22 protein-coding genes and 1 tRNA gene are annotated in these 18,020 nt (G+C 63.4%); 10 read left to right on the top strand and 13 right to left on the bottom strand.

Going from position 1 to position 18,020, the window contains the following annotated elements:
* Positions 1 to 365: 365 nt before the first annotated feature.
* Both ACN0YF_RS12015 and ACN0YF_RS12020 read left to right on the top strand, forming a co-directional pair.
* Positions 366 to 1,592 carry a hypothetical protein gene (locus ACN0YF_RS12015; protein ID WP_417494566.1) on the top strand — a complete coding sequence of 409 codons (1,227 nt, stop codon included), beginning with the start codon at positions 366 to 368 and terminating at the stop codon, positions 1,590 to 1,592.
* A gap of 103 nt (positions 1,593 to 1,695) precedes the next feature.
* Positions 1,696 to 2,178 carry an NtrZ family periplasmic regulatory protein gene (locus tag ACN0YF_RS12020; protein WP_417481228.1) on the top strand — a complete coding sequence of 161 codons (483 nt, stop codon included), beginning with the start codon at positions 1,696 to 1,698 and terminating at the stop codon, positions 2,176 to 2,178.
* On the opposite strand, the gene ACN0YF_RS12025 is transcribed toward ACN0YF_RS12020, so the two are convergent.
* Positions 2,175 to 2,795, bottom strand: a complete 621-nt coding sequence (locus tag ACN0YF_RS12025) for a thiamine phosphate synthase (protein ID WP_417494567.1) — start codon at positions 2,793 to 2,795, stop codon at positions 2,175 to 2,177. The two genes, ACN0YF_RS12020 and ACN0YF_RS12025, sit on opposite strands and share 4 nt — an antisense overlap.
* Between ACN0YF_RS12025 and ACN0YF_RS12030 the strand changes: the two genes are divergently transcribed.
* Positions 2,794 to 3,468, top strand: a complete 675-nt coding sequence (locus tag ACN0YF_RS12030) for a YggS family pyridoxal phosphate-dependent enzyme (RefSeq protein ID WP_417494568.1) — start codon at positions 2,794 to 2,796, stop codon at positions 3,466 to 3,468. The genes ACN0YF_RS12025 and ACN0YF_RS12030 overlap by 2 nt on opposite strands.
* Here the strand turns inward: ACN0YF_RS12030 and ACN0YF_RS12035 are convergent.
* The gene (locus ACN0YF_RS12035; protein ID WP_417494569.1) at positions 3,465 to 3,968 is read right to left on the bottom strand and encodes a L,D-transpeptidase family protein; all 504 of its coding nucleotides are present in this window, start codon (positions 3,966 to 3,968) and stop codon (positions 3,465 to 3,467) included. The genes ACN0YF_RS12030 and ACN0YF_RS12035 overlap by 4 nt on opposite strands.
* A gap of 259 nt (positions 3,969 to 4,227) precedes the next feature.
* Between ACN0YF_RS12035 and ACN0YF_RS12040 the strand changes: the two genes are divergently transcribed.
* Positions 4,228 to 4,914 (top strand): response regulator transcription factor, encoded by a 687-nt coding sequence (locus tag ACN0YF_RS12040; protein ID WP_417481224.1) that lies wholly within the window; start codon positions 4,228 to 4,230, stop codon positions 4,912 to 4,914.
* A 27-nt stretch (positions 4,915 to 4,941) separates the two neighbouring features.
* Here the strand turns inward: ACN0YF_RS12040 and xth are convergent, their stop codons facing one another.
* The 4 genes from xth to ACN0YF_RS12060 form a co-directional block, all read right to left on the bottom strand.
* Positions 4,942 to 5,754, bottom strand: coding sequence for an exodeoxyribonuclease III (gene xth / locus ACN0YF_RS12045; RefSeq protein ID WP_417494570.1), 813 nt, complete (start codon positions 5,752 to 5,754; stop codon positions 4,942 to 4,944).
* 24 nt (positions 5,755 to 5,778) lie between these two features.
* Complete coding sequence (locus tag ACN0YF_RS12050; protein WP_417481222.1) at positions 5,779 to 6,387, bottom strand: hypothetical protein; 609 nt, start codon at positions 6,385 to 6,387, stop codon at positions 5,779 to 5,781.
* 328 nt (positions 6,388 to 6,715) lie between these two features.
* Positions 6,716 to 7,396: a LolA family protein gene (locus ACN0YF_RS12055; RefSeq protein WP_417481221.1), complete on the bottom strand. Its 681-nt coding sequence runs from the start codon at positions 7,394 to 7,396 to the stop codon at positions 6,716 to 6,718.
* A gap of 57 nt (positions 7,397 to 7,453) precedes the next feature.
* A complete protein-coding gene (locus ACN0YF_RS12060; protein WP_417494571.1) occupies positions 7,454 to 9,871 on the bottom strand; it encodes a DNA translocase FtsK in 2,418 nt (805 codons plus the stop codon).
* Positions 9,872 to 9,977: 106 nt separating this feature from the next.
* Between ACN0YF_RS12060 and ACN0YF_RS12065 the strand changes: the two genes are divergently transcribed.
* Positions 9,978 to 11,252, top strand: coding sequence for a UbiH/UbiF/VisC/COQ6 family ubiquinone biosynthesis hydroxylase (locus ACN0YF_RS12065; protein ID WP_417494572.1), 1,275 nt, complete (start codon positions 9,978 to 9,980; stop codon positions 11,250 to 11,252).
* On the opposite strand, the gene ACN0YF_RS12070 is transcribed toward ACN0YF_RS12065, so the two are convergent.
* The 5 genes from ACN0YF_RS12070 to ACN0YF_RS12090 all read right to left on the bottom strand — a co-directional run bounded on the left by ACN0YF_RS12070 (position 11,249) and on the right by ACN0YF_RS12090 (position 13,876).
* Positions 11,249 to 11,788, bottom strand: coding sequence for a DsrE family protein (locus ACN0YF_RS12070; RefSeq protein ID WP_417494573.1), 540 nt, complete (start codon positions 11,786 to 11,788; stop codon positions 11,249 to 11,251). The two genes, ACN0YF_RS12065 and ACN0YF_RS12070, sit on opposite strands and share 4 nt — an antisense overlap.
* A 63-nt stretch (positions 11,789 to 11,851) precedes the next feature.
* A complete protein-coding gene (locus ACN0YF_RS12075) occupies positions 11,852 to 12,160 on the bottom strand; it encodes a gamma-butyrobetaine hydroxylase-like domain-containing protein (protein ID WP_417481217.1) in 309 nt (102 codons plus the stop codon).
* Positions 12,160 to 12,366 (bottom strand): Trm112 family protein, encoded by a 207-nt coding sequence (locus tag ACN0YF_RS12080; RefSeq protein ID WP_417481216.1) that lies wholly within the window; start codon positions 12,364 to 12,366, stop codon positions 12,160 to 12,162. Before ACN0YF_RS12080 ends, ACN0YF_RS12075 begins: the two co-directional genes overlap by 1 nt.
* Before the next feature lie 10 nt (positions 12,367 to 12,376).
* Positions 12,377 to 13,291, bottom strand: a complete 915-nt coding sequence (gene trxA / locus ACN0YF_RS12085) for a thioredoxin (protein WP_417481215.1) — start codon at positions 13,289 to 13,291, stop codon at positions 12,377 to 12,379.
* A 63-nt stretch (positions 13,292 to 13,354) separates the two neighbouring features.
* Positions 13,355 to 13,876: a prolyl-tRNA synthetase associated domain-containing protein gene (locus ACN0YF_RS12090; protein WP_417494574.1), complete on the bottom strand. Its 522-nt coding sequence runs from the start codon at positions 13,874 to 13,876 to the stop codon at positions 13,355 to 13,357.
* A gap of 133 nt (positions 13,877 to 14,009) precedes the next feature.
* Here ACN0YF_RS12090 and ACN0YF_RS12095 point away from each other — a divergent pair.
* Positions 14,010 to 14,084: transfer RNA gene (locus ACN0YF_RS12095), tRNA-Gly, on the top strand.
* 415 nt (positions 14,085 to 14,499) lie between these two features.
* Here ACN0YF_RS12095 and ACN0YF_RS12100 read toward each other — a convergent pair.
* On the bottom strand, positions 14,500 to 14,886 hold the full coding sequence (locus ACN0YF_RS12100) for a helix-turn-helix domain-containing protein (protein WP_417481213.1): 387 nt from the start codon (positions 14,884 to 14,886) through the stop codon (positions 14,500 to 14,502).
* Positions 14,887 to 14,893: 7 nt separating this feature from the next.
* A complete protein-coding gene (locus ACN0YF_RS12105; protein WP_417494575.1) occupies positions 14,894 to 15,874 on the bottom strand; it encodes a LysR family transcriptional regulator in 981 nt (326 codons plus the stop codon).
* A gap of 76 nt (positions 15,875 to 15,950) precedes the next feature.
* On the opposite strand from ACN0YF_RS12105, the gene ACN0YF_RS12110 reads away from it, so the two are divergent.
* The 4 genes from ACN0YF_RS12110 to ACN0YF_RS12125 are packed head-to-tail and all read left to right on the top strand — an operon-like array spanning position 15,951 to position 18,011.
* On the top strand, positions 15,951 to 16,589 hold the full coding sequence (locus ACN0YF_RS12110; protein ID WP_417481212.1) for a hypothetical protein: 639 nt from the start codon (positions 15,951 to 15,953) through the stop codon (positions 16,587 to 16,589).
* Positions 16,586 to 17,182: a GNAT family N-acetyltransferase gene (locus ACN0YF_RS12115; protein ID WP_417469343.1), complete on the top strand. Its 597-nt coding sequence runs from the start codon at positions 16,586 to 16,588 to the stop codon at positions 17,180 to 17,182. The genes ACN0YF_RS12110 and ACN0YF_RS12115 overlap by 4 nt, the downstream gene beginning before the upstream one ends.
* The gene (locus tag ACN0YF_RS12120) at positions 17,179 to 17,763 is read left to right on the top strand and encodes an isochorismatase family protein (RefSeq protein WP_417494576.1); all 585 of its coding nucleotides are present in this window, start codon (positions 17,179 to 17,181) and stop codon (positions 17,761 to 17,763) included. Before ACN0YF_RS12115 ends, ACN0YF_RS12120 begins: the two co-directional genes overlap by 4 nt.
* Positions 17,763 to 18,011, top strand: coding sequence for a hypothetical protein (locus ACN0YF_RS12125; protein WP_417494577.1), 249 nt, complete (start codon positions 17,763 to 17,765; stop codon positions 18,009 to 18,011). The genes ACN0YF_RS12120 and ACN0YF_RS12125 overlap by 1 nt, the downstream gene beginning before the upstream one ends.
* Positions 18,012 to 18,020 lie beyond the last annotated feature (9 nt).

The following is an 18,020-nucleotide window of genomic DNA, read 5'->3' on the forward strand; positions in this document are numbered from 1 at the left end:
GGCCGGGAGAAACAGGAGGGCGGCGAACAGGGCCGCGCCAAGAATCCGACTGTCGGACATGTGCCGTAACTCCTTCAATGCAAAACGGCGAAAACACTTCCCTCACACCAGAAACTTGTGGGCTCGGGGGGTATCGGGAAAGTGTGTATAACACGCCATCTTGCTCACGCCAGCGCCGAAAGGCACCCAATCGAGCGTGGCAAGTGTGCAACATGTGGCGAGGAACACTCGCTGAAAAGGTGGCGGACGCTTGACCGGAGCCGGTCTGTCGCTTCCATTAACAGCGCGACGTCCGGGGGGACGGGGCCGATCGGCGGGGCCGCGAGGTTATGATACGGACTTCCAGCGCGATACTTTTCGCCGCTTTGTCCGGTATCCTCGCGGGCCCGCCGGCTTTGGCCCAGCCAGCGCAATCCCAAAGCTTCAGCGAACCTGCCCGCGGCTTCCAGCCGGAGCTTCGGCTCGACCTCGGCAGTGTATGGCTTGCCGGGCTTGATACGACGCCTTCATCAGATTTTCTCTTCGACCTTGATGCCGAACTCGTGCTCGAGAGCTTTACGGACTCGGGGCGCCGTTGGGGTTTCGTCCTCGGCGGCCGGGTCGAACAGGATTCCGGACGCCGGGCCTGGGGCGGCCAGGCTGGCGACTGTCCGGCCGGGTTGGCGGACTGCGCGACCGCGCTGGTCCTTGGCGCTCCGCGCGCAGTGCGCTCCGGGAGTTCCGGTTTCCAGTCAGTGGCCGCCGAGGCCAGTGACGGCCCGCGGCTCGCTCCCCAGTCCGGTTATGCCTATGTGGATATCGGCTGGGGCGAGATCAGGGCCGGTTATGGCGCCGGCGCTGCGGTGCTTGATGCCGAGCGCGGGCCGACGGCCTTCCGTCTGAGCCGCGCCGATGGTGGCCGTGTCGATCTGACCGGGCTGAGCGGTGCCCGCACGGCGAATCTCGGTTCGGGCTATTCCCCCAAGCTGGTCTTCCATTCCGTCGCGCTCGGACAGGCTTCCACGATCGGTTCGTTCCGGATGGCCGCATCATTTACACCCCGCGTGCGTGATTGCGGCGTTGATCATTGTGCCTGGGGCGCCGGCCCCGCTGGCCTGGTCAGTCCTGAACTCGATGATGTCTGGGAAGTCGGCGCCCGCTACGAGATCCTTCGCGGCGACGATACGTTCGCCTTCAGCCTGGGTCTGAGCGAAGGCAGTGAGGCGACGGGGCTGGCCGGTTTTGCCGGCATCAGCACCCGCGATGCCGGTTTCTCCTGGAGCCGTGGTGCCCTGAGCGCCGGCGCGCGCTGGTTGCGGAGCAATAACGGTGTGACCGGTGACGGAGCCTATGAGGCCTGGTCGGTGTCGGCCGCCTTGGAAGCGGGACCTTGGCTCACCTCGCTTGAACTGGCGCGCTTCAGCGATGATCTGGTTCATGTTGACGGGCAGACTGTCCAGCTCAGCAGTTCGCGCCTGGTGGGCGAACGCTGGGTGGTTGGCGGCGGCGTGCAGGCGTCCAGCCGCGATGATCCGGTGCTGACGCCGGCAGGGCGCGATGAAAACCGGCTTCAGGGAACGGCCGTCTTCGCGGAGCTCGGCTGGCAGTTTTGACATATCCGCCACAGCTGGCGGGATTCTTTTCCACCCTCCGCAGAATCCGCTTGGGGAGTCGTTTGGCTTTGGCTAGTCTGATGAACCGAGGGAGTGTAGTTCCATGTCCAAGTGGGGAAATTGCCGGGGCCTGTTGGCCAAGACCGTGATCGCTGGTTCGATCGCAACGGCAATGCTGGGCCTTGCGCCCGCCGCCTATGCCCAGGACAGTTCGGACATCGCTCAGCCGGTCGTTCAGGCGCCAGCCCAGGCCGCTATCGCCGATGCAGCAGGCGTTGAAACGCCTTGGTATGAAGCTTTCACCCTGTCGATGAATGAGCGGATGCTCCCGGGTCTCGACCTGGAAACGACCGTTGACTGGGAATCTCCCGGCGGCCGCTGGGGTGTTCGCGTCGGTATCCAGGATGGCTCGGATGTCCGCAGTGACGTCAATGATCTCAGCGCCGGTGCCTTCATCAATCTGGGTGAGCGCTTCCGCCTTGGTGGTCAGGTTCGCCTGATCTCGCCCGATGATCCGATTTTCCGCCTGACCGACAGTGATGAGCGTCAGCCCGAAATCAAGTTTGAATCGGCATTGCGTTTCTAGCCTTCCGACAAGGCGCCGACGCAGGCAAATCCCGCAAATCCCAAGCCGCACAAACGACGGCCCGTGCGTGCATTGACGCCGCCGAGCGGGAAGACCGGTATCTGTATGCTCTGCGCCAGTGCCGCGGCGGCAAAAATACCGTGCGGTCGCCCGGCCGTTGCGCTTTGGCTGGCGAAAACCGTTGAATGAAACAGCGCATCTACCCCGGCCCGCCGGGCGCGCTGTGCTGCGGCGGCCGAGTGCACTGAGGCGGTGAAGACACGCGTGTCGCCTCGCATGCGCCGTGACGAGGCCTGCCCCAGCATCCGTTCCGGCCAGTGAATGCCATCGGCATCGACATGATCGGCGAGCTGCGCATCACCGGAGATGAAGAGGTACAAGCCGAGTTCATCGGCGATGCGGGCCAGCGCCAGTGCGGTCTCAACCCGGGATGCGGCTCCGTAATGGCGGTAAACCAGCCCCGTTCCCGGCGCGAGGGCGGAGGCGAAGGCAATCGGGTTCGGGGTTCTGACAGGATCGGTCAGGGCGAACAGCGCTGGCAGATTGTCTTTTTGTCTGCTGCGAACCCGCTCTGCCAGTCTTGCCAAGCCGAGCTGTGCATCATATGGCCGCGTCATGGATACTTCCCCGGATATCGCGGCACGCCGCACCCACTTGCTCGCACAGCTCGCTGCTGCCGCGCAACAGGCCGGACGCAAGCCGTCCGATATCACTCTTGTCGCTGTTTCGAAACGCCAGCCTGACGACTCGCTCGTCGCGGCGCTCGAGGCCGGCCAGCGTGTTTTCGGCGAAAACCGCGTCCAGGAAGCGTTCGAACACTGGGCCGGCCGCCGTGAAGCCTTCCCGGATCTGGAATTGCGCCTGATCGGACCGCTTCAGAGCAACAAGGCGCATGAGGCGGTGGAATTGTTCGACGTGATTGAAACCCTCGATCGCGACAAGCTGGCCATTGCCCTGCGCAAGGCGATGACAGCAACAGGCCGCACACCTCGTCTTCTGGTGCAGATCAATACCGGCGAAGAGCCACAGAAGGCCGGGATCGCACCGGCCGAATTGCCCGGGTTTCTCGCCCGTATGCGTGATGAGCACGGTCTGGTGATCGAGGGCCTGATGTGCATTCCGCCGACGGCCGAGCCCGCGGGACTGCATTTTACCCTGCTCGCCAAGCTGGCCCGCGAGAACGGGCTGCGCGAGCTTTCCATGGGGATGAGCGCTGATTTCGAGACTGCGGTCGCGCTCGGGGCCAGTTCGGTGCGGATCGGCACAGCCTTTTTCGGCGATCGGCTCTAGGGCTTGATCACAAGGTCATCGCCCGGCTTTGCCAGCGATAGCAAGCGCTTCACATCGGCGACATCGAGCGCGACACAGCCCTGGGTCGGTTCGTAATCACCGCGCTTGCAGTGCAGGAAAATCGCCGAACCGGCTCCGGGGACGGGCGGATCATCATTATGGCCCAGCACCAGCACCAGGTCATAAAGCCCATCCTCACGTAAAAGTGTTTCATGCGACGCCGGATATGGCAGTCGAACCGGGCGGTTATAGGCCGGGTCCGCGGGGGCGTCGCACCAGCCGTCATCGGCGCGTATTTCGCGGCATGGCAAAGCGGTCTTCGGTGCCGGCATCCGGTCCGCGCGAAACAACACGCGGCGCAGACGGTAGCGGCCTGTCGGTGTGGCGCCATCGCCTTCCTGCTTGAGGTTTGCGGCACAAATGCCGGAGCGGCCAAGGGCGGCGCGGACGCGCTCGCCGGCCAGCTCCAGGGTGCCCGATGCCGAGACAATCCAGTCCATTGGAACCACCTGAAACTTGCCGGATGGTCGGCGAGGGACGCCTGTTTCATGACCATGGGTCATGCCTGGCGTCCCCTTCGCCTTCCCCACCACGGCTGGGTGTCCGGAGCCCGGACTCTCTCATGGAGAAGCAATATTCGGGCCATAAATCAACCATTTGACACAATGCCTGCGGGCCCGACCCCGGCAAAATCTGCCGGGTGCCGATTGCCGGTCGGTAATATTTGCCTTGTGCCGCGAAATGGGCATGATCGGCGATATGAGCTCAAAGAAATCAATCCTGATCATCGATGACGACGATGATCTGCGCGAAGCCCTCGTCGAACAATTCGAGTTGCATGAGGAATTCCAGACCCTGGCGGCCAGTTCCGCCGGCGAAGGCATGTCGGTGGCGCGTGACCAGCGTGCGGACCTGATCCTGCTGGACGTCGACCTTCCCGATATGGATGGGCGCGATGCCTGCCGTCTGATGCGCAAGAACGGCATCACGGCACCGATCGTGATGCTCACCGGCCAGAATACCGATTCCGACCAGATCCTTGGCCTCGAATCAGGCGCCAATGATTACGTCACCAAACCCTTCAAGTTTTCCGTGTTGCTGGCGCGGGTGCGGGCGCATCTGCGCAGCCATGAGCAAAGCGAGGACGCCGTCTTCCAGGTCGGCCCCTACGAATTCCGTCCGGCAATGAAGCTGTTGCTCACGGCCGATCAGAAAAAGGTCCGGCTGACGGAGAAAGAGACCAATATTCTCAAATACCTCTATCGCGCCGGCAGCAAGGCCGTGCCGCGTGAGGAACTCCTGCATGAGGTCTGGGGCTATAACCCGGCGGTCACCACGCACACCCTGGAAACCCATATCTACCGGCTGCGCCAGAAGATCGAGCCGGATACCTCGCATGCACGCCTGCTCGTCACCGAAAGCGGTGGTTACCGGCTGGCCCACTGAGCGGCAGCCCTTGCAGGCAGATTTGCTCTAGGCCTGCAGTTGCAACACGACCGGTGCGTGATCGGACGGTTTTTCCCAGCTGCGCACATTATCCCAGATCCTGAGCGCCTCGCGGCCCCCCGCGACAGCCTGGTCGTGCAGCTCCGGCGAGACCCAGATGTGGTCGAGACGGCGACCGCGATTGGCGGCCTTCCAGTCTTTCGCGCGATAGCTCCACCAGGTGTAGATCTTCTCGTCCATCGGGATCAGCTCGCGGGCGACATCGCTGAACCGGCCTGCGCGCCTGATTCGCTCCAGGGCATCTACCTCGCCCGGGGTATGACTGACCACCTTGAGCAATTGCTTGTGTGACCAGACATCGTGCTCATAGGGCGCAATGTTGAAATCGCCGACCAGGACGAGCGGTGCTTTCTCGGCCGCCCGACGGGCGAAATAGGCCTCGAGCCTGTCGAGGAATTCCATCTTGTGGGCAAAACGCGGATTGATGGCCGGATCCGGCTCGTCGCCGCCGGCCGGGATGTAGAAATTGTGCAATTCAAACCCGGCGACGCCGACGCGTTGGTGCCGCGCCTCAGATCGCGGGCACAAATCCTCGTCTGGCAACTCCTCGAGCGGCAGTTTCGAGGCTATCGCGACCCCGTGCATGCCCTTCTGGCCGCGGATGTGAAAATGCCTGAATCCCATTTCCCGAAAGGCATCCTCGGGGAATTGTTCGCTCAGGCACTTGATCTCCTGCAGGCACAGCACGTCCGGATCGGCGGCCGAGACCCATTCGGCGACGCTGCCAGCGCGCAGGCGCACGGAATTGATGTTCCAGGTGGCAATGGAAATACCGCTCATGGCTGTGTTCTTTCGTCTCGACGATCAGAGAATATTATAGCTGGCACCGGCAAGGCCGACCGGCCAGCGACCGCGGGCAAACAGGCGCCAGCGTGCGAGGAAGGGGTGCGGTGGATCATCATCCTCGGCCTCGGCCATGATCACCAGCGCGGCGCCATTGGCGGCCTGGGCCAGCGCTCCGGCAGCGGCATGTACGAGTTCCATATCCTCGATGTCATCGATGGAGGCAGCTTCCTCGACGGCGTCGCGCGAGGACTCATGCGTCTTGCTGCCGACCTGGGACAGGGCGACGTTGACGGCCTCTTCGTCGAGCCGTTCCAGGACGCGGCTGATGAGCCCGGCCCGCAGCATCTCCTCGGCTTCCCAGCCAATCGGATCGCGGTCGAGGCTTTCGGCGGCCGTGGCCGCTTCGCCCCAGTCGGACAGCAGGGCCGGCTCGGCTTCCGGAAAGCCCAGACCATCGAGATAGGCGCGGGCCAGTGTGCGGTCGCGCGGGTCAAGCGGCTCGCCGAGTCTGGAGAACCAGGTATTGGCGTTGAGGCTCTCGGCAAAGGCGCGGGCCTTGTAGAGCAGAGGGATTTCCTCGAGCAGACGTGTGAAATCCACGTCGTCGGAATTGTCGTGAAATTGCATGAGAGCTGTTTAACCCCCAATCAGCGCGCTGCACAGGACAAATGCCGGTTTGAACCGGGCTGAAAGACGAGAGACGGGATGCCGGAGCTGAAATGAAAGGCGCCCGGTCTCAAGGGGGGAGGAGACCGGGCGCCGAGCTGTGCGCGAATTTTCATCGTCGCAGCGCCGGGAGGGGATCAAACCGGCGCGACTGAGGTAAGGATCCGCAAGCGGGGGGACGAAGCCGATCCTTTTTCTCTCAGTCAGCGTAGTAATAACGACACGCCCGGAAAAAATATACAAATAAAATATTAGAAAGGTATTGCCTGTGGTCGAAATGTCGCAGCTATCAGCGTCGGCCACGCCGGGAATCGCGCTCGGCCTGAGGGTCGGGGATCGCGAACAGCCGTGGATTCAGGGCAATCCCGGTTTCGGTTTCCAGCAGGGAGACGCGCGTCACCTCACCAAGGGCATCGGTGACGAACCATTCGCGCAATTCCAGGTCCGGGCCTGCAAACAGGAATTCGATCTCGCCGTCCATCTCACCGTCCGGATCGCGTACGATCACCGAAAGGAAACCGTATTCGCTGCGGATATCGATGATCTCCGCATCAGTTGCGATATCGATATCAGCCTTGAGCAACCACCAGAGTGGCGTTGAGCGCAGGGGGGCCCGATCAACCGTCTCCAGCGCCCGGTCCTCGAGCGCGACGGTGGTGCCATCGGCGATCACCCGGATCGGGGTCGGGTCGTCATATTCGAACAGGAGTCGGCCTGGCCGCGACATCGACAACAGGCCGCGCGTGGCACTGCCGTTTGGCGCAATCTGGATGAAGCGGGCGCGCAGGGTCGTGATGGCATTGAGATAGGTGTTGATGTCGGCAATCGCGGCCTCGCGATCGAACACCTCCGCGGCCGGCTCCGCCTGAAGGTTCGCCGGCGCTGTTTGCACGGATGCGGGCTCGGGCAGCGCGTCAGCGGCCGGAGTCGTGGCCTGCAGGAGCAGGGCGGAAATCAGGTGCGTAATCATGGCGCCAAGCTGCCGTGTGATTGCGGCGCGAGCAAGGCTTTGATGTTCATTTCCGGCTCAGGCGGCATTGTGTTCGGGCAGGTAGATTTCCCGCCGCCCGGCATGGTCGGACGGGCCAACCATGCCCTCTTCTTCCATGCGCTCGACCAGGGTGGCGGCGCGGTTATAGCCGATCTGCAGCCGGCGCTGGATATAGCTGGTCGAGCATTTGCGGTCGCGGGCGACCAGCGCCACGGCCTGGTCAAACAGCGCATCGCCACTGCTGGCCTCGCCGTCGAGCCCGAGGGCTCCGCCGTCGCCATCCTCGCTGTCGGCCGTGACGGCATCGAGATATTCCGGCGCGCCCTGCTTCTTGAGATAGGCAGCGACTTCCTCGACCTCCGTATCGGAGACAAATGGGCCGTGCAGGCGCCGCAGACGCCCACCGCCGGCCATGTAGAGCAGATCCCCCATGCCGAGCAGCTGCTCGGCACCCTGCTCGCCCAGAATGGTACGGCTGTCGATCTTGGAGGTGACGGAATAGGAAATCCGGGTCGGGAAATTGGCCTTGATGGTACCGGTGATGACATCGACCGAGGGGCGCTGTGTTGCCATCACCACGTGGATGCCGGCGGCGCGGGCCATCTGGGCCAGGCGCTGGACAGCGGCTTCGATTTCCTTGCCGGCGACCATCATCAGGTCGGCCATCTCGTCGATTACGACGACGATATACGGCATTTTCTCGGCCTGGATGATCTCGGTCTCGAAAATGGGCTCGCCGCTTTCGCGGTCATAGCCGGTCTGGACCGTGCGCGAGAGCGGTTCACCGGTGGCGGCTGCCGCGGCGACGCGTTCATTGAAGCCGGCGACATTGCGCACGCCGATCTTCGACATGCGCAGATAGCGGCTTTCCATCTCCCGCACGGCCCATTTGAGCGCGACGATCGCCTTTTTCGGCTCCGTCACGACCGGCGTCAGCAGATGCGGGATACCGTCATAGACCGACAATTCCAGCATTTTCGGGTCAATCATGATCATGCGGCAGTCTTCCGGCGGCAGCCGGTAGAGCAGTGACAGGATCATGGCATTGATGCCGACCGATTTACCCGAACCGGTGGTGCCGGCAATCAGCAGGTGGGGCATGCGGGCCAGGTCGGCGACGAAGGGCTCGCCCCCGATCGTTTCGCCCAGCGCCATCGGCAGTTCGGCCTTGCTGTCCTCGAACACTTTCGAATTCAGCAGCGCGCGCAGGAAGACCGTTTCGCGTTTGGGATTGGGCAGTTCGATGCCGATCGCATTGCGCCCGGGCACGACAGCGACGCGGGCAGCCGTGGTGCTCATCGATCGCGCGATATCGTCGGCCAGATTGATCACCCGCGAGGATTTCACGCCGGGGGCCGGTTCGAACTCATACAGGGTGACGACCGGGCCGGGCCGGACCTGGACGATCTCGCCCTTGACCCCGAAATCGGTAAGAACGCCCTGCAGCAGCACGGCATTCTGGCGCAGGGCCAGCTCATCGACGGCCGCATTGCGCGCCTGGGGTTTGGACAACAGGTCAAGGCGCGGCAGTTTGAAGCCGCTCGACTTGACGAAGGGCAAGGCCCCCTGGGCCTCGCGGCTGTCGCGTCCGGAGGTCGAGGCGCGGCGGGTCGGGGCGACCTTGACGCTGGAGCTGAAGGCTGGCTCTGGCGCCGTGTCGAACGCGTCCTCATCGTCGAGCTCATTGTCGGCCGCGCGCATGGCGCGGCGCAGGACCGGCTCTTCACGCCGCGGTTCATCCCGCTCGTCGGCCCGGCCGCCGCCATCATTCAGCAGACGGCCCAGTGACAGTCCATGGCCCCGCAGGGAGTCGAACCAGACCCGCGCGGTCGCCCAGGCCAGGCCCGCGGCGTCATAGGCGGCCGAAAGGTCGCGCGAACGCAGGCCGAAGGTGAAGAAGATGCCCGCCACAGCGAAGACAAGGCCGAGGGTGGCCGCGATACCGGTTGCCGCAGGCAGATCCAAGGATGCGGGCAGGCTGCGCATGCCGCCGAGCATCATGTCCCCGATCGCGCCGCCCAGGCCGCTGGCGAAGGGCCAGGCATTGGGCAGTGGCAGTGCGCTGGCGGCGGCGGCGAAACCGGTTGTCCCGATTGCAGCGGCGAGCCAGCGCCAGGCGGCGATGCTTCCCGGCCGATGGCGCGGGCGGCGCAAAACAAGAATGCCGCCCCAGATGATCAGCGCGATGGCCGGCCCTGCGGCCGACCAGCCAAGGGCCTGCAGCATGAGATCACTGGCAGCGGCACCGGGCGCGCCCATCAGATTGCGCACCTCGCCGGCTGCCGAGACATTCCAGCTCGGATCAAGGGCATTATGGCTGAGCAGGGCTGCGAGCAGGAAACCGCCGCCCGCCAGCATCACGCCGCCAAGCAGAAGATCGGTTGTCCGGACCAGCCAGATCCGGCCTGGCTGCGGCGCTTTGCTATCGGTTTCGGCAGTTGCACGTTTGGTCATGCCCCGGTTTAGCGCGGCAAGGGTATCCGGGTGGTAAACAGAGGTTAATGCGGCTGCGGCGCGATGCCCGCTTTCCCGACCGGGAAAATTCCCTATTCTCGCGCCCATGAGCGAGCAAGATTTCTTCGACGGCGATGCCGTTATCGTCGGTGGTGGCCTGGCCGGGCTGACCCTGGCCTTGGCCATGGAGCAGGCGGGCCTGCGTGTTGCGGTGATTGACACCCTGCCGATCGACACCCAGCTGGCGCCGGAATTCGACGGCCGGGCTTCCGCCCTGGCCTATACGTCCTGGCGCCTGTTTGAAGCGCTGGGGGTGGCGGAGGCCTTGCGTCCGCATACCCAGCGCATCGAACACATCATGGTTTGTGACGGCCGGCCCTATGGCGGCGTCGAACCCGGTGGCCCCGGTCCACACAGCCTGCATTTTGACCGGCGGGAGATCAGCGAGGGCCCGGAAGGTGAGCCGCTGGGCTGGATGGCCGAAAACCGGCACACGCGCCAGGCGCTTGCCGCCGCCGTGCTGGAACGGCCCGATATCGTAAGCATCGCCCCGGCAACCGCAGAGCGTTACGAGACTCGCCCCGACGGTGTCAGCGTGGAACTCGCGGACGGACGCCGCCTGTCGGCAAAACTCCTCGTCGCCTGCGATGGCAAGTTCTCGCGGATTCGCGAACAGGCCGGAATCCGCAGCGTTGGCTGGAATTACGGCCAGAAGGGCCTCGTCGCCACGGTCCGGCATGCCGAGCCGCATAATGGCGTCGCCTATGAGTATTTCCTGCCCTCGGGCCCATTCGCCATCCTGCCGCTGCCCGACAACCGCTCATCGCTGGTCTGGACCGAGCCGAGCGATGTCGCCGATGCGCTGAAGGCCGCTGACGATGCGGTTTTCCAGGAAGAACTCGAGAACCGCTTCGGCGATTTTCTCGGTGATGTACGTCCCGTCGGGCCGCGCTGGGCCTATCCGCTCGGGCTGAAATTCTCGGAGAGTTTCTGCGTCGACCGGATCGCCTTTGTCGGCGACGCGGCGCGCGGCATTCACCCGCTGGCTGGCCAGGGGTTCAATCTCGGCATTCGCGATGCCGCGGCACTGGCCGAAGTCTGCGGTGAAGCGAAACGGGTCGGGCTCGACATTGGTGCCCTGACGACGCTGCGGCGTTATGAGGGCTGGCGCAAATTCGACAGCGCCTCGCTGGCGGCCGGCACCGATCTGTTCAACCGGCTGTTCTCAAATGATATCGCACCGCTGCGGCATCTGCGTGGCATCGGGCTGTCGATCGTCAACAGTATCGGCCCGGCGCGGCGCTTCTTCATGCGCCAGGCCGGCGGCGAAACCGGTGATCCACCCAAACTCCTGCGCGGCGAGCGCCTCGACGCGGCCTAGAACGGGTTGAGGGTGTAGCCGTCCTGCTGCAACAGGGCGTGCGCGGTCATGGCCGAGAGCGCCATTGTGACCCCGGGCAGCAAATCCTCGGCGTTGACATCATGATAGGCGGCGCTCTGGCCGCAGACATAGATCTTGACGCCGTGATCAATCAGGGTCGCGACGAGATCGGCATTGGCTGGCTCAACGCCCGGCGTGAAATGGCTGCCGTTCGAGACGTCCTGTACAGCGCCGCCATGGATCACCATGGCGAGGTGCATGTTCTCCGGATCGATACCGGCCGCGGCATGCATGTTCAGAAAGCGAGCGGCGCTGACGAGCTGCCGGTTGAGTTCTCCGACCTCGGCCGGTGTAGAGATATCAAACGCGATCTGGAAGACCGTGCCGTCGGGAATCGGCATCTGGTTCTCGACCGGTGCAACAGCGCCATAGGCCTCGATCAGGGGGCCGGTCGTGAAGTTCTCCGGCCCGGCCCAGGCGGCGCTTGCGCCGAGGGCTGTGGCTGCGATCGTGGCGATGATTGAGAAGCGTTTCATGTCGCACCTGTGTGAAAATGGCTCCGACACCCTAGACCCCGCCCGAATGGCGCGCCAGTGGGGTCAGGCGGGTTTGGATGCCTCGCCGAGGGCGTAGAGATAGTCCCACGTAAACAGGCCGCTATCATGTCCGTCGTCGAAGACGAGGCGCACGGCATAGCGCCCGACCGGTTCGGCAGCGGAGATCAGGACGTTTTCCTTGCCGGTCACCGTGACCTTCTGGTCGGGCGCATGGCCCTGGACCTCGGCGCTGGGGCTTTCCACCCGCAGTGTCTGAAACGGGATCGCGAAGGCGGCGCCATCGTCGAACAGCACATGCAGCGCCTTGTCCTGTTTGGAGAAGCGCAGTTCCTCGGGCCAGGCGCGCGCCATCAGGCTTGCTCCAGCTGACGGGCTTCCTCGGGCAGCATGATCGGGATGCCGTCACGGATCGGATAGGCCAGACCGGCGCCCTCGGAGACCAGTTCCTGGGCTTCGCGATCATACACGAGCGGCCCGCGCGTTACCGGGCAGACGAGGATTTCAAGCAGTTTCGGGTCGACGGTCCGGTTGGCGGATCCGGTGGACGAGTCACTCATGATGGCCTCCTCAGGCAAACAGGATCGAGGACAGGCGGCGGCGACCGTCGCGGGCGACATCGCTCATCGGCCCGGCCGCTTCAAAGATTTTCAGCAACAGGGTACGGGCGGCCTGTTCATTCCATTCGCGGTCGAGCGCGGTGATGGCGAGCAATTGATCGGCTGCACCGGCCTGATCGCCGCCGGCCAGCAGGGCCTCGGCGAGATCGTAGCGGGCCTGCAGATCGGTTGGTGTGGCCTTGACGGTCTCGCGCAGGCGCGCGGTCACCGCATCGTCGGCCGGGGCGGCTGTTGCCAGCTCAAGCGCGGTCCGTGCAGCTTCGACGGCCGGGTCATTGGCCCGGTCGGCGGGAACCTGGTCGAGGATCTGCGTGGCCTTGTCGATATCGCCCGATTTGAGCCAGACACGGGCGAGCCCGGCCAGCGCCGACGGATGGCCCTGATCGTTCTGCAGCACGGAAGCGAAGTCCTGTGCCGCGCCACCGAGATCGCCGGATTCCAGGCCGGCCATGCCGCGATCGACGATCGCCTTCAATTCGGCTTCGCTCGGACCCTTGCCGGAAATGCGCTGGATGAAATCCTTGATCTGGCTTTCAGGCAGGGCACCCATGAAGCCATCAACGGGCTGACCGTCCTTGAAGGCAAATACGGCGGGGATGGATTTCACCTGCAATTGCTGCGCGATGCCCGGATTCTCGTCGATATTGATCTTGACGAGGCGCACGGCACCTTCGGCCTGCCGGACAACATGTTCGATCATCGGGCCAAGCTGGCGGCAGGGTCCGCACCACGGTGCCCAGAAATCAACCAGAACCGGAACCGATTTCGACGGCTCGACGACGTCGGCCATGAAATCGCGATCGGTGGAATCCTTCACCAGCATGTCGGTGTCGGCGTCCGGGGTTCCGGTATTGAACATGGTCATCGTGCTGTTTCCTTGCTGCGTCTTGCTGGATAAGTGGCCCCGCCGGGCCTTGTGCGCAAGCGATCAGTCTGCGCTCTCTTCATCATCATGCAGGGCAGTGAAGTCAATCAGCTGCGGCGTATGCCCGGTCGACTCGGCAAAACGGACAAGGTCCTGCGGCGCGATCCCGGTCGTGGCATCATTGAGCAGCGGGTGGCAATAGACCACGGGCCATTGCATCAGGGCTGCGTCGAGCACGAAACGGACCCGGCCTTCGGTGTCATTCAACAGCGCCAGGGCTGTCACCGATCCCGGCCGGACGCCGAGCGTCTCCAGCAACAGGTCCTCGGGGCCAAAGGATAGACGGGCGCTGCCGAGATGATGGTGCAGCCGGTTGAGCCTGATCTGTGTCTCGTCGCGCGCGGTGATGAGGAAGGCCTGGCCCTTGCGGTCCTTGAGGAAGAGATTCTTGGTATGGGCACCGGGCATGGACGCCTTGATGTCGCGGCCTTCATCGACGGTGAACACCGGGCGATGGCTGACGGTTTTGTGCTCAACCCCCAATGCATCGAGGCGGGCGAACAAGGTCTCACGGGAAGCGCTCATTCGTTAGTTGAAGCGCGGGTGGCGGGCCGGATCAAGTCCTTGTGCACTGCGACGGAATCTCCCTCTTGCAATCCGTCCGGGTTTGCGCGATATACCCCGCTCCCTGGCGGGGCTGGTCCCCGCATAGACATGAGCGGGCGTAGCTCAGGGGTAGAGCGTCACCTTGCCAAGGTGAATGTCGTGAGTTCGAATCTCATCGCCCGCTCCATTCTCTTTCAGATATGAGCAGAGTTTGGTGCCACCGGTCGCGTGACCGGCGACGGGCGCAGGCTTGTGCGCAAACGGCTGCGTTGAACGCGCCGTTGAATCGCCACGACAAATGCGTGGCCATTCGCGATGTCACGGTTTTTGGCTGAATTTTGCGGCAGCTGCCAGATCGAGCGATGAGGCCGAGTGGCGGCCCGAACTGTTCAGGTGGAACCAGGGATGGGCCATGGCCCGGCTGTCACGAGCACTGGCGGTGTCGGCACGCGCGGGCGCGTTTCCGGTTGGTTTCAGTCGCATAAAAGAACCCCTCAGCTTTGAAGGTCTCAAGCTGAGGGGTTCGTAAGGCGTGAGCACGTCCGCGTCCGGGCAAAACCGTGACGGTTCCGTTCATCCGGCAGACAGGTGCTTCCGGACGATCAGATGGAGAGTGATCTCAGAAGGTCGATGACGCGGCGGCGGACTGTCTGGTCGCGAATTCCGGAGAATGCCGATGCCAAGGCCAGACCGTCAGGGCTTGCGATGAAATCGTAGAGTGTTTCCGAATCCGGACCCTTCAGCTCGGATGAGCCTTCGGAATCGAGACCTTCGAAGAAATATGAGACGGGAACTTCCATGACGCGCGCGACGTGAAAAAGCCGGCTGGCACCGATGCGATTGGTGCCGCGCTCATACTTTTGCACTTGCTGGAAGGTAACGCCGAGTTTCTCGCCGAGTTCGGACTGACTCATCTCCAGCAGGCTGCGCCGCAGGCGAAGGCGAGCACCGACGTGCTGGTCAATACTCGTTGGGCCTCTAGCACTCATGATTGCCTCACAGTTTTGGTTTTACGACTTCGATCTCGCAGAACTCGCCGGGATGACAGAATTCCTCACGGAACCAAGGGTTATTGGTAGGGTCAAAAATCTCGTTGATCCAGTCGCCTACGCATTTTGTACGCCCGACACGCTGGCTTCCGGGGAGATATTTGAGCCAGAAACGAACGTCTTGCCTAACATCATAGTCGAGCACGACTAATTCGTCCGGATACAGCGCAGCCAGATAGGTTGGTGCCATGGCGATACCACCGCCATGTCTAATTGTTTCCAACAAGATAGAACTGACGTCCGTCCTGAATGCATAATTTATGTAGGCGTCCACAATTTCATTGCGGTTTTCCCAGAGCGACAGGCCGCGGTCATACTGTTCCAGTTTCAGGAATCGCAGGTTGAGCAAGTCGTGGGTCGATTTCGGCACACCGTAGGAATTGATGAACTCGCGTGAGGCGAAGGGCATGTAGTGCATGGTGCCCAGCGCCGAAGTCGGAGCGTCCATATCCTTGTCACGTGTGAAGGTTATTGAGAGATCCGGTGCGGGGCCTGCTCCGGCACCGGGGCGCAGGAGGTGAAGATTGATGCCCGGATTGACGCGCATGAAGCGCGGCATGTGGCGCGCCAGCCAATAGGTCGACAGGCCGTCTGACGCGTGCAGCGTCACATCGCCGGTATTGGCGGTGTCGGTGCCGGAAATGCGCGATTCCAGCTGCTGCGCCGAGCGCTGCATGGTGCGGACATAGTCCAGCGCTGCCTCCCCGGCCTGGGTCAGCACGATGCCATCGGCGCGCCGGTCGATCAGCTGCGCTCCGAGCCGGCTTTCAAGCTGACGCATGCGTTTGCTGACGGTCGGCTGCTGGCAGCCGAGCGCGGCGGCTGCGCCGCTCATGGAGCCTGTCGTCGCTACAGCGTGGAATATCTGGAGATCGTCCCAGTCAAACACGTTGCGACGCAGGCTGATGGCTGTTTCCTGACTATCCACTATTCCAACTTCGAAGAGGCCGCGTGATCAGCGGCGATGTTAAGCCAATTGGGACAGTCCGAAACAGGATAGCCCAATGCGTAATACAATCGATGACCCTACCCGATCCCGGCCGGTCGTTCAAACTCAGGACGCCCAACTTCATGCAGCTGTCGGGGCATATGGTTTCACGCAGGTTCACGAAAACCAGATCGACGAGTTTCACCAGCTCGCCGATGAGCTGATCGAGGGCGAGGTCGCCGGGCCCGAAGCGCTCTGGCAGGTCCAGTCCTGGACCGGGCGCGCCCTGCAGCTGCGCCGCAAGAATGGCAAGGCCAACGCCTTGCTGGCCTCGATCCCCCTGACCCGGGCCGGTGTCGATGCCCTGCTTGCCGGCCAGTTCGGTTTTGCCAATGCCCGGCGCGAATGGGTGTGTGGCCCGACAGAAACGGCGCATGCCCTGTTGTCCTGGGGCATGGCGGGCCGCTCCCCGATGGACCAGGCGGCGTCACTGCGCGGGCTGCTGGCGGTCTGGTACGGGGTTTATTGCGATATCCGCGTCTATGCCCGCGCCCGATCGGTCGAGGGCGAGAAATTGATGTCCCGGCTGGGCTTTGTCCCGCTTGGCCGCCCCGATGGCGCGACGATGCTGTTTGGCAGCACAGGCTTCCCCCACCGGATTGCCGAGAAGCTTTCCGTTCGCAGCAAACCCGTTTCAGAGGAGCAATTCGCATGAATGCGGAGAGCCGAGACCGGATGCGCGTCACCGTTGCGCGCAGTTTCGACCATGTTGTCATGGCGATGACCCTGCGGGGTGTCACCTATATGGGCGAGCAGCGCGCGCCCTATAACGAGGAATATGACGGCAATGACCTGGTTGCCGCCTCGCATCTGATCGCCTGGCGCGGCAGTGAGCCGGTCGGCGTGTTGCGGCTGCGCTGGTTTGCCGATTTCGCCAAGGTCGAGCGTGCGGCGGTCCTGCCGACCTTCCGCCGCCACGGCGTGATGCGCGCCCTGATGCAGGAAGCCCTGAGCTATTGCGCCCGCCGCGGCTATCGCCAGGTGCTGGGCCACGCCCAGCTCAACCGGGTCGCCTATTGGCGATCGCACGGGTTCCGGGTCCGTCCCGGCCGGGCCAGTTTCATGTTCTCCGATTACGAATACGTCGAGATCGAGCATCCCCTCGAGCGCCCGGCCAATGCGATCACCATGGATTCCGATCCGCTGGCGATCATTCGCCCCGATGGTGACTGGGACCGGCCCGGGCCGTTCGATCGCTCCTTGCGCCGCGCGCCGCGCCGGCAACGCCGGCCGGAGGAGCTCGCATGAGCCGTTTCCTGCCCACTCTTGTCCTGCTCGATTGCCAGAGGGAATCCCTCGATCCGGGCGAGGCGGAAGATGATGGCAGCAATACTGCGGTCGCAGATCGCATCCGGCGCCTGCTGACCTCGGCGCGGTTGTCCGGCTGGAACATTCTGCACTGCCAGTACAAGAGCAACCGGCCCGCGATCAATTGCGGTGTGAGTGTGCCCGGCGCGCCGATAGACGGCCTCGCACCACTCTCGCGCGAAGCGGTCTTCATCCGCACCGGCCTGTCGGCCTATTCCGACCCGGATTTCGGCCGCATGATCCGCCACTATGCCGGCCCGCCCTGCTTTCTGGTCGGATTTTCCGCACCCTTCTCGCTGATGGCGACGATGTTCGATGCCGTCGCCCGCGATCAGCGCCTGACCGTAATCCCCGAGGCTGTCGGCGGCCGGGCCGTCGGTCCGCGTTCGGCTTCCAGCGTTCGCGATATCTCCTTCGATCTGATCGACCGCCTGAGCAGCACCGTGCCCCTGGACGAGGTTGTGGCCACCTGGCTGCGCTCGCCGGAAACACCAACCCTGAAGAAAATTGGAATAGGCTGATGACCCAAAGATCCTTGGCAAAATATTTCCCTGATATCCGGCAGGCCGACACTGATCGTGACCGTCTGCAGGTCGCTGATCTGGTGCTGGCCCTGGTCGAGAAGGAACTCCAGGCGCTGGAAAGCCAGGATGACGACCTGACCTATCTGATCGAAGTCCTGCGTTGTGGCGTTCAGCGTGCGCTGGGCGACAGCGAGATCCCTGCCGATCTCTTGCTGGTCTCCGAACCGCATGGCCGCACGCACTAGCCTCGCGGC

This window comes from Maricaulis sp. (genome assembly GCF_048270265.1).
In the GTDB taxonomy this organism is placed as follows: domain Bacteria; phylum Pseudomonadota; class Alphaproteobacteria; order Caulobacterales; family Maricaulaceae; genus Maricaulis.